11 protein-coding genes are annotated in these 14072 nt (G+C 72.6%); 4 read left to right on the forward strand and 7 right to left on the reverse strand.

The features are described from left to right. Positions 1-3 precede the first annotated feature (3 nt). The 3 genes from OH807_RS26360 to glgX form a co-directional block, all read right to left on the reverse strand. On the reverse strand, positions 4-1920 hold the full coding sequence (locus OH807_RS26360; protein WP_406203191.1) for an ABC transporter ATP-binding protein: 1917 nt from the start codon (positions 1918-1920) through the stop codon (positions 4-6). Continuing rightward, the gene (locus tag OH807_RS26365) at positions 1917-3746 is read right to left on the reverse strand and encodes an ABC transporter ATP-binding protein (protein WP_406203193.1); all 1830 of its coding nucleotides are present in this window, start codon (positions 3744-3746) and stop codon (positions 1917-1919) included. Before OH807_RS26365 ends, OH807_RS26360 begins: the two co-directional genes overlap by 4 nt. Positions 3747-3889: 143 nt before the next feature. Next, a complete protein-coding gene (glgX, locus tag OH807_RS26370) occupies positions 3890-6109 on the reverse strand; it encodes a glycogen debranching protein GlgX (protein ID WP_406203195.1) in 2220 nt (739 codons plus the stop codon). A gap of 344 nt (positions 6110-6453) precedes the next feature. Between glgX and OH807_RS26375 the strand changes: the two genes are divergently transcribed. The 4 genes from OH807_RS26375 to OH807_RS26390 all read left to right on the forward strand — a co-directional run bounded on the left by OH807_RS26375 (position 6454) and on the right by OH807_RS26390 (position 11231). Continuing rightward, on the forward strand, positions 6454-7641 hold the full coding sequence (locus OH807_RS26375; RefSeq protein ID WP_406203197.1) for an Ig-like domain-containing protein: 1188 nt from the start codon (positions 6454-6456) through the stop codon (positions 7639-7641). A gap of 201 nt (positions 7642-7842) precedes the next feature. Then, positions 7843-9111, forward strand: a complete 1269-nt coding sequence (locus OH807_RS26380) for an Ig-like domain-containing protein (protein WP_406203199.1) — start codon at positions 7843-7845, stop codon at positions 9109-9111. 197 nt (positions 9112-9308) lie between these two features. After that, complete coding sequence (locus OH807_RS26385) at positions 9309-10556, forward strand: Ig-like domain-containing protein (protein ID WP_406203201.1); 1248 nt, start codon at positions 9309-9311, stop codon at positions 10554-10556. A 117-nt stretch (positions 10557-10673) separates the two neighbouring features. After that, a complete protein-coding gene (locus OH807_RS26390; protein WP_406203203.1) occupies positions 10674-11231 on the forward strand; it encodes an ATP-binding protein in 558 nt (185 codons plus the stop codon). Between the two features lie 432 nt (positions 11232-11663). On the opposite strand, the gene OH807_RS26395 is transcribed toward OH807_RS26390, so the two are convergent. From OH807_RS26395 to OH807_RS26410, 4 genes are all read right to left on the reverse strand, one after another. Next, positions 11664-12110 carry a hypothetical protein gene (locus tag OH807_RS26395; protein WP_406203205.1) on the reverse strand — a complete coding sequence of 149 codons (447 nt, stop codon included), beginning with the start codon at positions 12108-12110 and terminating at the stop codon, positions 11664-11666. Continuing rightward, positions 12110-12520: a helix-turn-helix domain-containing protein gene (locus tag OH807_RS26400; RefSeq protein WP_406203207.1), complete on the reverse strand. Its 411-nt coding sequence runs from the start codon at positions 12518-12520 to the stop codon at positions 12110-12112. The genes OH807_RS26395 and OH807_RS26400 overlap by 1 nt, the downstream gene beginning before the upstream one ends. 62 nt (positions 12521-12582) lie before the next feature. Next, entirely contained in the window at positions 12583-12942 is a 360-nt protein-coding gene (locus OH807_RS26405) for a type II toxin-antitoxin system RelE/ParE family toxin (RefSeq protein ID WP_406203209.1), read from the reverse strand. 64 nt (positions 12943-13006) lie between these two features. After that, the gene (locus OH807_RS26410) at positions 13007-13732 is read right to left on the reverse strand and encodes a hypothetical protein (protein WP_406203211.1); all 726 of its coding nucleotides are present in this window, start codon (positions 13730-13732) and stop codon (positions 13007-13009) included. Positions 13733-14072: the final 340 nt, after the last annotated feature.

Consider the following 14072-nt stretch of genomic DNA (forward strand, 5'->3'; position numbering starts at 1 on the left):
CGGTCAGACCAGGCTGTCCCGCCAGGCCCGGTGCAGTTCGGCGAACCGGCCGGAGCCCTCGATCAGCTCCTCGGGAGTGCCGTCCTCGACGATCCGGCCCTGGTCCATCACCAGCACCCGGTCGGCGATCTCGACCGTGGAGAGGCGGTGGGCGATGATCACGGCCGTCCGCCCGGCCAGCACGGTGCGCATCGCCCGCTGCACGGCCTGCTCGCCCGGCACGTCGAGCGAGCTCGTCGCCTCGTCCAGGATCAGCACCGCCGGGTCGGCCAGCAGGGCGCGGGCGAACGCGACCAGCTGGCGCTGGCCGGCCGAGATCCGGCCGCCGCGCTTGCGCACGTCGGTGTCGAAGCCGTCCGGCAGCGCGGCGATGAACTCGTACGCGCCGATCGCCCGGGCGGCCTGCTCGACCTCCTCGCGGCCGGCCCCGGGCCGGCCGATCGCGATGTTCTCCGCCACGGTGCCGGAGAACAGGAAGGACTCCTGGGTCACCATCACCACGCCGCGCCGCAGCTCGGGGGTGGCGAGGTCGCGCAGGTCCACCCCGTCCAGGGTGATCCGGCCGCCGCTCGGGTCGTAGAAGCGGGCCAGCAGCTTGGCCACGGTCGACTTGCCCGCGCCGGTCGCGCCGACCACGGCCACCGTCTGCCCGGCCGGCAGCACCAGGTCGAAGGCGGGCAGCACCTCCTTGCCGGTGCGGTAGGCGAACCGGGTCTTCTCGAAGTGCACCTCCCGGCCCTTCACGGCGCCGTCGGCGGATCCGTGGCCGGCGGGCCCCGCGGCGCCGCGCAGCGCCGGCAGCTCCTTCGGCTCGGCCGCCTCGGTGACGCTCGGCTCGTGGGCGAGCAGGCCGGAGATCTTCTCCAGCGCGGCGGCCGCCGACTGGTAGCTGTTCAGGAACATCGCCAGCTGGTCGATCGGGTCGTAGAGCCGGCGCAGGTACAGCACGAAGCCGGTGAGCACGCCCAGCTCCACCGAGCCGTCGGTGACCAGGAAGGCGCCGAGCAGGACGACACCGGTGATCCAGAGGTTGGCCACGGTGCGCGACAGGCCGACGTACCGGGCGATCTCCAGCAGACCGTCCGCCATGGCGGTGGCCGACTGCCGGTTCACCACGCCGAACGCGGCGTCGTTGGCCGGCTCGCGGCGGAACGCCTTGACCGGGCGGATGCCGTTCATGGTCTCGGTGAAGCGGACGATCAGCGAGGCGGCCGAGGTGCGCGAGCGGCGGTAGACGCGGCGCGAGCGGCGCCGGAAGGACCGGGCGATCAGGCCCAGCGGCAGGAAGGAGACCAGCGAGACCAGGCCGAGCCGCCAGTCCAGCACCAGCAGCAGCACCGAGATGTAACAGACCGAGAGGAAGACGCTCAGCAGCTCCTGGAGCCCCTCGGAGAGCAGCTCGCGCAGCGCGTCCACGTCACTGGTGGCGCGCGAGATGATCCGGCCCGAGGTGTAGCGCTCGTGGAAGTCCAGGCTGAGCCGCTGGGCGTGCCGGAAGATCCGGCCGCGCAGCTCCAGCAGGATGTCCTGGTTGATCCGGGCACTGATCCTGATGAACGCCCACTGCAGCACGGTGCTCAGCAGCGCCAGCGACAGGTAGGCCGCGATCACCGCGATCAGCGGGCCCGCGTCGTGGTCGCGCAGGGCCGGGATGCCCCGGTCCATGGCGATCGCGACCAGCAGCGGGCCGGACTGCATCGCGGCCTGCTGGACCAGGATCACCACCATCGCCACGGTGATCCGGGCGCGGTGCGGGCCGAGCAGCGAGCGCAGCAGGGCCCGGGGCGCGCCGGGCGGGACGGGGATGTCCTCCTCGTCGGCCGGCGGCGCCGGCAGCTCCTCCTCCGCGGCGGGTGCCGCGGCCTTCGCGGCCCGTTCGGCCCGGGCGGCCTGTTCGGCGGGCTCGATCGTGGTGGTCATCGGGCGGGGCTCCCCTCCGGTACGAGGGCGGCCTCGCCCGACATCAGTTCGCGGTAGTGCGCGCAATCGCGCAGCAGCTCCTGGTGCGTGCCGACGGCCTCGATCCGGCCGTCCGCCAGCACCGCGACCCGGTCGGCGAGCAGCACGGTGCTCGGCCGGTGGGCCACCACCAGGGCGGTGGTCGAGCCGAGCACCTGCCGCAGCGCCCGCTCGACCAGTGCCTCGGTGTGCACGTCCAGGGCGGAGAGCGGGTCGTCCAGCACCAGGAAGGCCGGGTCGCCGACCACCGCGCGGGCCAGCGCGAGGCGCTGGCGCTGGCCGCCGGAGAGGCTCATCCCCTGCTCGCCGACCTCCGTCCCGACGCCCTCCGGGAGCTTCTCCACGAAGGAGGCCTGGGCGGTGGCGAGGGCGGCGGACAGCTGCTCGGGGCCGGCGTCGGGCGCCCCCATCAGGACGTTCTCCCGGACGGTGGCCGAGAACAGGGTGGGCTCCTCGAAGGCCACCGCGACCAGCGTGCGGAGCTGCTCCCGGGGCAGCCCGCGGATGTCCCGGCCGTCCAGGGTGATGCTCCCGCCGGTGGCCTCGTAGAGCCGGGGCAGCAGGGCGGTGAGCGTGGTCTTGCCGCTGCCGGTCGCGCCGACCAGCGCCATCGTCTCGCCGCTGCGGATGTGCAGGTCGATGCCGCGGAGCAGGTCGGGGGTGTCGTCCGGGGCGTCCGGGTAGCGGAACCGGACGCCGGTGAGCCGGATCCCGTCGGGCGCGGTGCCGGCCGCCGGGCGTACGGGTGCCGGGGCGGCGGCCGGAGTGCCGGCGGCCTGCTCGTCCGGCAGCGGCTCGTCGAGCACCTCGAAGAAGCGGTCGGTGGCGGTGGCGGCCTCGTTCGCGTACGCGAGCAGCCAGCCGAGCGACTCGACCGGCCAGCGCAGCGTGAGCGCGGTGGAGAGGAAGGCGACCAGCACGCCGGTGCTCAGCTCGTCGTGCGCGACCAGGTAGCAGCCGACGGCGAGCGCGCAGCCGAGCGCGAGCTCGGGCAGGCCGACGATGACCGCCCAGAGGTTGGCCAGCAGGCCGGCCTTCTTCAGCTCGGTGCTGCGCAACTGCCGCGCCTGGCCGCGGAACCGCTCGGCCATCGAGCGGTGGCGGCCGAACGCCTTGAGGATGCGGATGCCGAGGACGGACTCCTCGATCACGGTGGCGAGGTCGCCGGTCTGGTCCTGGGCGCGGCGGGCGGCGCCCGAATAGCCGGCCTCGAACCGCCGGGTGAGCACCAGCAGCGGGCCGGCCGGGACGAGCACGATCAGCGCCAGCCGCCAGTCCTGGGTGAACATCAGCGCGGTGCCGGCCAGGAAGGTCACCGAGTTCACGATCAGGAAGACCAGCGGGAAGGCCAGGAACAGCCGCATGGTGAACATGTCGGACGTCGCCCGGGAGAGCAGCTGGCCGGATCCCCAGCGGTCGTGGAAGGAGACCGGCAGCCGCTGGAGCCGGGAGAAGAGGTCGCCGCGCATCGCGGTCTCCACGCCGGCGAGCGGCCTGGCCAGGATCACCCGGCGGGCGTAGAAGAGGCCGGCCTCGATCATGCCGAGCAGCAGCAGGAGGCCGACCGGCGGCCAGAGCGCGTCGAGGTCGTGGTCGGCGATCGGACCGTCGACGATCCGGCCCAGCACCAGGGGCACGAGCAGGGTGCTGAGTGAGGCGAGCAGCGCGGAGCCGATCGAGGCGGCCAGCCGCCAGCGGATCGGCCGGGCGTACGGCCACAGGCGCAGCAGGGAGCGGACCGTCGACCGTCGGGCGGGCGCGGGGGCGGGGGCGGTGTTCTCGGCCATCGCCGTGAGGGTAGGCCGGAGAGCTGTCATTTCTCATCCGGTTTTTCGGACCTGTCGGCGATAACCGGCCACCTGTGTCCGCTGGGACGGGTGCTCCGGCCCGGGCCCGCCGGGCCGTTCCGGGGCCGTCGGGACGGCCGGGACTACGCGGGCGAGGGGGTCCGGAGCAGCCGCAGCGAGCGCCCGGCCAGCGTGACGGCGTCCTGCGGGCGGTGCCGGTGGGTGCCGTTGCCGGTCTCGTCGGCGGCGGTGTCCAGCTCGGTCGAGTACTGCGCGTCCGGGGCGGCCCACGGCTCGCCGGGGAGGGTGAAGGTCACCTGGTCCGGGCCGGCGTTGAGCAGGAGGAGGAAGCTGTCGTCGCGCAGCGGCCGGCCGTACTGGTCGCGCTCGGACATCGCGGCGCCCGAGAGCAGCATGCCGAGGCAGGTCGTCGGGCCGAACCAGTCGGCCTCGGTCATCTCCTTGCCGAGCGGCGTGAACCAGGCCAGGTCGGGCTGCCCGCCGGGCGCCGCGGCCCGGCCGGAGAAGAACGCCCGCTGGCGCAGCACCGGGTGCGCGCGGCGGAGCCGGACGAGGCGGGCGGTGAGGTCGCGCAGGCCGGCCCAGCGGGGGTCGTCGAGCAGCGACCAGTCCAGCCAGCTGACCTCGTTGTCCTGGCAGTAGGCGTTGTTGTTGCCGCCCTGGGTGCGGCCGAACTCGTCCCCCGCGGTGATCATCGGCACGCCGGTGGAGAGCAGCAGGGTGGCCGTCAGGTTGCGCAGCTGGCGCAGCCGCAGGGCGTTCACCGCCGGGTCGGCGCTCTCGCCCTCGGCGCCGTGGTTCCAGGAGCGGTTGTCGTCGGTGCCGTCCCGGTTCTCCTCGCCGTTGGCCTCGTTGTGCTTGCGGTTGTAGGAGACGAGGTCCCGCAGGGTGAAGCCGTCGTGCGCGGTGACGAAGTTGACCGAGGCGTACGGGCGCCGCCCGCCGCGCTGGTAGAGGTCGGAGGAGCCGGAGAGCCGGTAGCCCAGCTCGCGGACGTCCGGGCGGGCGCCGCGCCAGAAGTCCCGGACGGTGTCGCGGTACTTGTCGTTCCACTCGGCCCAGAGCGGCGGAAAACCGCCCACCTGGTAGCCGCCCGCGCCGACGTCCCACGGCTCGGCGATCAGCTTCACCCGGCTGAGCACCGGATCCTGCGAGACGGCGGCGAGGAAGGGGTGGTCCATCTCGACGCCGTCGTTGCCGCGGGCCAGCGCGGCCGCGAGGTCGAAGCGGAAGCCGTCCACGCCCATCTCGGTGACCCAGTACCGCAGCGAGTCGGTGACCAGCCGGACGACCTGCGGGCGGCGGGTGTCCAGGGTGTTGCCGCAGCCGGTGTAGTCGGCGTACCCGCGCGGGCGGTTCGGCGGGAGGCGGTAGTACCCGGCGTTGTCGATCCCGCGCAGGGAGAGGCTGGGGCCCAGCTCGGCCCCCTCGGCGGTGTGGTTGTAGACCACGTCGAGGATCACCTCGATCCCGGCGGCGTGCAGCGCGCGCACCATCCGCTTGAACTCGCCGACCTGCCCGCCGCGGCCGCCGGAGGCCGAGTAGCCGGCGTGCGGCGCGAAGTAGCCGACGGTGTTGTAGCCCCAGTAGTTGACCAGTCCGCGCGCCTGGAGGTGGTCCTCGCCGGCGTACTGGTGGACGGGCAGCAGCTCGACGGCGGTCACGCCGAGGGAGGTCAGGTGGGCGATCGCGGCCGGGTGGGCCAGCCCGGCGTAGGTGCCGCGCAGCTGCGGCGGGACGTCGGGGTGGCGCATGGTGAAGCCCCGCACGTGCACCTCGTACAGGACGGTCTCGGCCCACGGGGTCTTGGGGCGGTGGTCGTCGTACCAGTCGTCGTCGTCGTGGACCACCACGGACCTGGGCACGTACCGGGCCGAGTCGCGGTTGTCCCGGACGGTGTCGGCGACGTCCGCCTCGGGCCAGTTGCGGACGGCCGCGCAGACCGAGTCGTGCGAGGTGTAGCAGCCGTCGACGGCGCGGGCGTACGGGTCGAGCAGCAGTTTGGCCGGGTTCCAGCGGGCGCCGGTCCACGGGTCCCAGCGGCCGTGCACGCGGAAGCCGTACCGGGTGCCGGGGAGGACGCCGGGCAGGAAGCCGTGCCAGGTCTGGAAGTTCTGCTCGGTGAGGCGGTGTCTGCTCTCCCGGCCGTCCTCGTCGAAGAGACAGAGGTCGACGGCCTCGGCGCCGGCCGCCCAGAGCGCGAAGTTGGTGCCCCGTCCGCCCTGCGGATCCGTCCGGAAGCGCGCCCCGAGGGGTTGCCAGCTGCCCGGCCACGGGGGCTCGGCGGTCGGCCCGCCGTGCTGCGCGCGCACGCCGGCTTCCAGCTCCTGCCCTGACGCCATGGCCGTACCCTCCCTGTACCGGGGTGTCCCGGACCCCGTTCACCTTCTCTTTCCCTGATCCCACCGAGCGGAAGCCCGCTGAACGGAGGCTTGCGTGCGACCGAACCTCCGGGGGCACGCGGCGCACCCCCGGGCGGCCCCCGGCGGACGCGGCGCCGGTGCGGTGCCGGTGCGGTGCGGATCCGTTGGGCCACCGGAGTGAGGAATCCGGGCCGGAGGGCGTGTCCTGCCGGGACCACCCTCGTTGTGGGGGGTATCGGGAGGACACGGTGGGAGGACCCGGAATGCGGCCCCGAGGACGGGTTTGGGCACGGCGGGCAGGGGCGTTGGCCTGGTGCCTGGCAGTGCTGACGGGCTGCTCCGGCGGGGGCGGCGCCCCGGCGGGCGGCGACGCGGCGGCCTCCTCGGCCCCCGGCCGCCCGGCGCCGCCGCCGGCCTCCCGGGCGTCGATCACCGCGCTGCCGGCCGACGGGACGCAGGGCGTGCCGCCGGAGGGGCCGGTCCGGATCACGGTGGCCCAGGGCCGGCTGGTCTCCGTCCGGCTGGCGGACGCCAAGGGCACCGAGGTGGCCGGGACGATCACCGGGGACGGCTCGGTCTGGATGCCGGACGGCCTGCTCCCCTTGGGTACCGCCTACACCCTGGACGCGGTGGCCGAGGACGAGCAGGGCCAGACGGCGGCGCAGCACACCGACTTCTCGACCGTCGCCCGTGCCCACACCTTCGTCGCCTTCTTCACGCCGGAGGACGGCTCCACGGTCGGGGTCGGCATGCCGGTCTCGCTGCGCTTCAGCCGGCCGGTCACCGACCGCGCGGCCGTCGAGCAGGCCGTCGCGGTGACGGCCGACCCGCCGGTCGAGGTGGCCGCGCACTGGTTCGGCAACCAGCGGCTGGACTTCCGCCCGCAGAAGTACTGGGCGGCGGGCACCAAGGTCTCGGTGGCCCTGCGGCTCAAGGACGTGCAGGGCGCGCCCGGCGAGTTCGGCACGCAGACGAAGGACGTCCGCTTCACCGTCGGCCGGGCCCAGGTCTCCACGGTGGACCTGGACGCGCACACCCTGACCGTCCGGGCCGGCCAGGGCGGCAAGGTGGTCAAGGTGCTCAAGGTCTCCGGCGGCGATCCCAAGCACTCCACCTACCGCGGTGTCCTGGTGGTCTCGGAGAAGTACAAGGTCACCCGGATGAACTCGCAGACCGTCGGGATGGGCGACGAGTACGACATCAAGGACGTCCCGCACGCGATGCGGCTGACCAACTCGGGCACCTTCATCCATGGCAACTACTGGGCCGACCCGGAGGTGTTCGGCACCGCCAACACCAGCCACGGCTGCATCGGTCTGGCGGACGGCAAGGGCGGCGTGAGCAAGGACACCCCGGCGGGCTGGCTGTTCGAGCACACCGTGCCCGGTGACGTCCTGGAGGTGAAGGCCGCCACGGGGGACGTCGTGCCCCCGAGCAACGGCCTGAACGGCTGGAACCTGCCCTGGGACCAGTGGCTCGCCGGCAGCGCCGCCCCCCACGAGCCCCGCTGACCGCACTCCGGCCCGCCCCGGCGCCGCCCGCCTTCACCCAGGCATCACCCCGGGTTCACCACCCTCCCCCCGGGATTCACTCATTCGGCTTGGTTATCCTGCTTGCCGCGCCGGAAGCCCGGTGCGGAAGATCGCCGGTCCGGTGCAACCCGTTCGGGCGGACGTGCGTCCATCAGGGTGGACACCGGGAGGGGAGAGACCGTGAAGCCGGTAAGGACGGCCGAGGCCGCGATACGTACCACCAGCCGCGGCAGGGGAGTGCGCCGCAGTGCGGTGGCGCTGGCCATGGGCGGGGTGCTGCTGTTGACGGCGGCCTGCAATGACGACAAGGGCGGCAGCAGCGGGAGCGGCGGTGACGCGGCCGCGACGGCGGGGGCCAGTGGCGCCCCGGCGGCCGGCCAGACCTCGGCCGCGCCGAAGCCCTCGGCCGCGGTGCTGAGCGTCGAGCCGAAGGACGGCGCGCAGGACGTCGCGACCACCGGTCTGACCGTGTCGGTGGCGAGCGGCAAGCTCACCACGGTCGAGGTGACCGACAAGGAGGGCAAGCCGGTCGCGGGGGCGATCACGCCGGACGGCACCGGCTGGAAGCCCAGCGCCGCGCTCGCCGTGGGCATGGCCTACAAGGTGAACGCGCAGGCCCAGGACGCGGAGGGCCTGGTGGCCGCCTCGACCACCACGTTCACCACGCTCACGCCGGCGAAGACGATCTCCACCAACGACAACATCGCCGACAACGCCACCTACGGCGTCGGCATGATCGTCTCGGTGGTCTTCAACAAGGACGTCAAGAACAAGGACGCCGTCGTCAAGGGGATCACCTTCGACACGGGCAACGGCGCCGCCACCGAGATCAAGGGCCACTGGTTCGGCGCCCGCCGGCTGGACTTCCGCCCGGCCGAGTACTGGAAGCCCGGCACCAAGGTCACCATCAAGTACCGGCTGAAGAACGTCGAGGTGGCGCCGGGCATCTACGGTGACGTCGACAAGGACGAGCCGTTCACCATCGGCCGCTCGCAGGTCTCCACCGCCGACGCCAAGAGCCACCAGATGACGGTGGTCCGGGACGGCCAGAGCACGACCGTGCCGGTCACCCTGGGTGCGGACGCGACGCCGTCCTGGGGCGGGACCATGGTGGTCATGTCCAAGGAGAAGGTCACCCGGATGAACTCGCAGACCGTCGGTCTCGGCGGCGAGTACGACATCCAGGACGTTCCGCACGCGATGCGGCTGACCACCTCCGGCACCTTCGTGCACGGCAACTACTGGGCCAACCCCTTCGGCAAGACCAACGCGAGCCACGGCTGCGTCTCGATGGCCGACGAGAAGGGCGGCAGCGACTCCTCCGTCGCGGGCAAGTTCTTCAACGACTCCATGGTCGGCGACGTCGTCAAGATCGTGAACAGCAAGGAGAAGACGGTCTCCCCCGACAACGGTCTGGGCGGCTGGAACATCGACTGGGCGAACTGGTAGGCCGCCCCGTCCTACCCCTTGCCGGCCCCGGTAATCCCGGTTCGGTAACGACCGGCCCGATCCTCACTCGTTGGGGTCGGGCCGGTCGTCGTTCGTGGGGTAATTGCCCCTCGAATGGCGCAACCTTTCCTTTGGCTGCGGCGTGTATCAGTCAGGTCCCGCCGGATCGGCGGCAGGACCGAGGGAGGGGAGTCGACGTGAGGTCGATACGCAGAGTGGTGGCCGTCGGTCTTCTCGGCGGTGCGATGGTGCTGACCAGCGCCTGTGGGGGCGGGGGCAGCGGGAGCGCGGCCAAGGCCGAGCTGGGAGCCGGTGCGGCCGCGGGGGCCGCCTCGACGGGCCCGGCCGCAGCCTCCGGTGCGGCCACGCCCGCGCCGGTGCCCGCGACGCCGAAGACCTCGGCCGCGGTGGTGGACATCCAGCCGAAGAGCGGCGCCGTGGACGTGGCGCCGAGCGGGGCACTGAAGGTCGCGGTGGCGGGCGGAAAGCTGACCACCGTCAAGGTGAGCGACAAGGCCGGCAAGGAGGTGGCCGGCACGATCGCCGCCGACGGCAGCAGCTGGGCCCCGTCCGCCGGCCTGGCGGTCGGCACCGCTTACCAGGTGAGCGCGATGGCGGCGGACGCCAACGGCGTGGTCGCCACGGCGGACAGCAGCTTCACCACGCTGACGCCCGAGCGCGAGGCCAAGGCGAGCGACAACGTCGAGGACAACACCACCTACGGCGTCGGCATGATCGTCTCGGTGGACTTCGACAAGGACGTGAAGAACAAGGACGCCGTCGCCCGGGGCATCAGCATCGAGACGGACAACGGCACCGTGGTGAAGGGCCACTGGTTCGGCGACCGCCGGCTCGACTTCCGCCCGGAGGCGCACTGGAAGCCCGGCACCAAGGTGACGGTGCACTACCGGCTGAAGAGCGTGGAGATCGCCCCCGGCGTCTACGGCGGCGTGGACCGGGACGAGCCCTTCACGATCGGGCGGTCCCAGGTCTCGACGGTTGACGCCAAGACCCACGAGATGACGGTGGTCCGCGACGGCCAGACCTCCACCATCGACATCACCTCCGGCTCGCCGGAGCACCCGACCTGGAACGGCACCATGGTCGTGATGTCGAAGGAGGGCACGGTGCGGATGCAGTCCAGCAGCATGCCCGGGATGACCGGCGCGCCCTACGACCTCCAGGTGCCGCACTCGATGCGGCTGACCACCTCCGGGACGTACGTGCACGGCAACTACTGGAGCAACGTCTTCGGCGAGGACAACGTCAGCCACGGCTGCGTAGGCCTCAAGGACGTCAAGGGCGGTGCCGGCGGCACCTCGGCGGGCAAGTTCTACGACGACTCGCTGATCGGCGACATCGTGATCGTGCAGAATTCCTCGCGCGGCCAGGTGGAGCCCGACAACGGCCTCAGCGGCTGGAACCTGGCCTGGAGTGCCTGGTAGGAGCCGGTTCGCGGCAACCCGGGCTTGACGGACCCCCGGCCCGGGTTGCTCGGGGCATATGCCGAGCGCGTAGTGATCGTTTGCTCATTGTCCGTACGCGGCCGCTTGCGTTCCGCAATGATGGACCGCATGGCGGGTTGGGGCGAAACAGATCAGTCATCACTTCCTGGGTCCAGCCTGGTTGCTGACGCGTCGTGGATGTGCTTCCGGGACGCGCTGGCGGCCCTGGAGCGACTCAGCTCCGAGGAGCTGGAGCGGATGTACTTCGGCAGGCTGTGCGACCAGTCGGAGCCGGGCGAGGTGCGGTTGCCGTCACGGCCGGAGTCCGCTCCGGTGGCCCGTCGGCTGGTGCTGTCGGTCCTCGAATCCTGGGACCTCCACCAGCAGCTGGAGGTCGGCGAGCTGCTGACCGCCGAGCTGGTGGCCAACGCGGTGCGGCACGCCGCCGGGCGGACCATCGGCCTCCAGGTCTCGCGCAAGCCGGGCTGGTTGCGGGTCGAGGTGCGGGACTCCTCCCGGGCGATGCCCTGCCTGATCCTCGCCGACCCGCTGCCGGCGACCGAACGCGGGCGCGGGCTCAAGATCGTCGACGACCTCGCGGACCGGTGGGGTGCGGACCTGCTGCCGCGCGGCAAGGGCGTCTGGTTCGAGCTGAAGGTGCGCGAGCGGCCGTAGGTGCGCCATCCGGTGCGACCGGGCCTCGCAGGGCCCCGCCCGGCCCGGAAAACACGCAGGGCCCCCGGTGCGCCGTGGTCCGGCTGCTGGGGGCCCCTGCAAGTCATCGCGCCGGCCAAGGGGGTGCGTGCCCGCGCGATGGGCGACGGCCGTGCCAGGTCGGGCGGGCCGTGGTCTCGGTGCCCACGGCGGCGACGGGGACTCTCGGTCCCTCGCTGTCGTCCGCCCTTGGGCATCTCGACTATCGCACGGATCTCAGCATGTGGGCAAACCGGATCTCTTTGATTAGAAGGTTTGTCACCTGGTTCACCTTTGGATTTTGCATAGGTTCACGCTGGCGCCTGAGATTATTCACGATCGGCACCCTGTCGACACTCTGCCGGTGCTCTGCCGGCACCCGTCCGCGGGGACTTGGGAGGGTCCGTACCGGGCCTAGCGGGCGCCCTGTCCCGGCCCGCGGAGCGAGAGCACCGGGGTGTCGACCCCGAGCTTGGCGGCCGTGCCCTGGAGCGCCTCCCGCAGGTACGGGTAGAGCACCGTGACGCCGATCCGGTCGAGGAACTCCTGCTGCACCTCGGGCGTCAGCTCGAACGGCGCCCGAACGGAGAACGCCGCCGCCGCGTCGACCGCGAAGTCCGCCTGGGCACTGCCCAGCTCCAGTCGGCAGCGCACCTCCAGGGTCGTCCCGTCGTCGCCGCCCCGGAGCCAGACCGACAGGGTCGTCCGGCTGTCCGCGTCGGTGCGCGGCTCCTGCTGGTCGAAGAGGCGGCGGCCGGAGACCTCCAGGAAGGTGACGTCCTCCAGCTCGGTGACGGCGCTCAGTTCGTCGAAGGTGGTGGACCGCCGGGCGGCGACCCGGTCGACGGAGGAGCCCGCCATCAGACGCTCACCGACCGCTGGGTGTCCTCGCCCCAGGCCGCCGGGCGCCCCTGCGACCCGCGCTCGCGGACGGCCACCCGGACCTGCACCTCCACCGGTGCGGGCTTCCAGGCGGGCGTCAGGTCGGTGGACGTGTGGTCGACCAGGCTGTGGAGCCGGGCGTCCACCGCGCGGGCGTAGCGCTGGAGGGTCGAGTAGCGGGCGTCGCCGCCCAGCCGCTCGAACTCGGAGACCGTCGACTGCGACGTCCCCATCAGCTCCGCCACGTCGCGCTGGGTCAGGCCGCGCTTCTTGCGGGCCACGACCAGGGTCTCCACGAGTTCGGCGTAGGCCTGGGCGTCGGCCAGGCTCGCGGCGACGCGGGGATCGTCCGGGTCGAGGTCGAGCAGATCGTGCAGTGTGGGTGCCATGGCCGCCTCCCCTCAGAGTGCTTCAACATTATCGCCCAAAGCCGATACCGAGAACCGGTGACTCAGGCCACCCGCGACCGGCTCCGCCACTCCCTGAGCCGCCGCTCGGCGGCGCCGCGCTCGTTCGGAGGGGTCTGCTGGGACTTCTTCTGGAAGAACGACAGGGCGAGCAGGACGAGCCCCCCGGACTCCTCCGCGAAGAGCAGCCGGAAGGTGCGGTGATCGCCGGTGAGCCGGACCTCCAGCAGGTCGTTGCCGAGGTCCTTGACGTCCCCGGGCATCGTCCGGCGCTCCTTGACGCGGTTCATCAGCACGAACAGCCGGGCCCGCTCGTGGGTGGCGAGCCGGGCCTTCTGGAGGTCCTTGACGACGGGCGTCGAGCCGTCGACGCCCTCGTAGAAGGACCACTCCCGTGTGTTCAACGCCCCACCCCCGATCCGATCGCGCGCTGATCGGGAGTCTAGGCGGGCGGGTGTGAGGGCGGGATCAGTGCTCCTGGGGGACGCCGCGGTTGCGGTGGGCCGCCGCGTCGCGGGCGCGCGCGGCGTGCCGTCGCACCGCCGCCGGGGAGAGTCGGGCGGGCGGCGGGGGCGTGGCGCCGGTGCCCGCCCGGCAGTCCCGGCAGAGCCCGCCGAGCAGGGCCTGCGGACGGGCGGGGACGCGGCAGTCGGTGCACTCGACGATGCGGATGGTGGGGGTGGGGGAGGGGGTGGGCTCCCGGGGGCGGTCGGGCGGCATCTTGTCGAGCAGGCGGCGCCGGACGAGGGCGGCCGGGCTGTGGACGGTGGCCGGGAGCCCCGCGGTGAGTGCGGTGACGAGGTGCGCGGTGCCGGCTCCGCGCGCGAGCCACTGTGCGGCGAGCGGTTCGAGGGAGTCGCAGTCGCGGGCGGAGAGCGCGAGCCGGGGATCGGTGAACCCGAGGGCGGCGAGGGCCTGGTGGGCGGGCGACCGGTCGGTTCGAGGGTGCGGGAGTTCCTCCGGGGCGGGCTGGTCGGGCTGGTCGGTGTCGCCGCCGGTCAGGAAGCGGTACCACCATGCGTCGTCCCGGGCCGTCCGGGAGAAGTAGGTGCGGAACACCCACTGGGTGCGGTCACCGTCGACGCGCTCCCGGACCCGGCGCAGATGGCCGGCGGTGGAGAGGTTGTTGAGGGCGGTGCGGACGGCCTGCTGGCCGTAGTGGGGCTGCTCGCGGGCGAGGGTCTTGGTGTCCATCGCGGCGCCGTCGGGCAGCCGGTCGATGAGGCTTGCGAGGTACGCCTCGCGGGCGGGCAGGTGTGCGAAGTCAGCGGCACGATGGGGCTTTTGGCCCGGCGCGGACTGCTTTCCGTAGCCAGGAGAGGCCATGGAGGGCACAGCGGCGCTAAACTCGTGGGTAGCCACGGGATCGACTTCCATTCGATCGTGCTGGTCAAACCCCCGTTCGGTGTTGGCGCACCGGCGGGGGTTGATTCGTTTGTGCGCACGCTACACGCCGTGCGGAGGAAGTGGCGAACGGTGACGATTAGTCATACAGGCTTGCTGCGGCGGCACTTGGGAGGGTGGGTGGGTAGGA

Source organism: Kitasatospora sp. NBC_01560, assembly GCF_045208415.1.
In the GTDB taxonomy this organism is placed as follows: Bacteria; Actinomycetota; Actinomycetes; order Streptomycetales; family Streptomycetaceae; genus Kitasatospora.

Coding starts and splice junctions, on each gene's coding strand:
- OH807_RS26360 (WP_406203191.1), bottom strand. CDS start 1,920: ATGACCACCACGATCGAGCCCGCCGAACAGGCCGCCCGGGCCGAACGG.
- OH807_RS26365 (WP_406203193.1), bottom strand. CDS start 3,746: ATGGCCGAGAACACCGCCCCCGCCCCCGCGCCCGCCCGACGGTCGACG.
- glgX (WP_406203195.1), bottom strand. CDS start 6,109: ATGGCGTCAGGGCAGGAGCTGGAAGCCGGCGTGCGCGCGCAGCACGGC.
- OH807_RS26390 (WP_406203203.1), top strand. CDS start 10,674: ATGATGGACCGCATGGCGGGTTGGGGCGAAACAGATCAGTCATCACTT.
- OH807_RS26395 (WP_406203205.1), bottom strand. CDS start 12,110: ATGGCGGGCTCCTCCGTCGACCGGGTCGCCGCCCGGCGGTCCACCACC.
- OH807_RS26400 (WP_406203207.1), bottom strand. CDS start 12,520: ATGGCACCCACACTGCACGATCTGCTCGACCTCGACCCGGACGATCCC.
- OH807_RS26410 (WP_406203211.1), bottom strand. CDS start 13,732: ATGGACACCAAGACCCTCGCCCGCGAGCAGCCCCACTACGGCCAGCAG.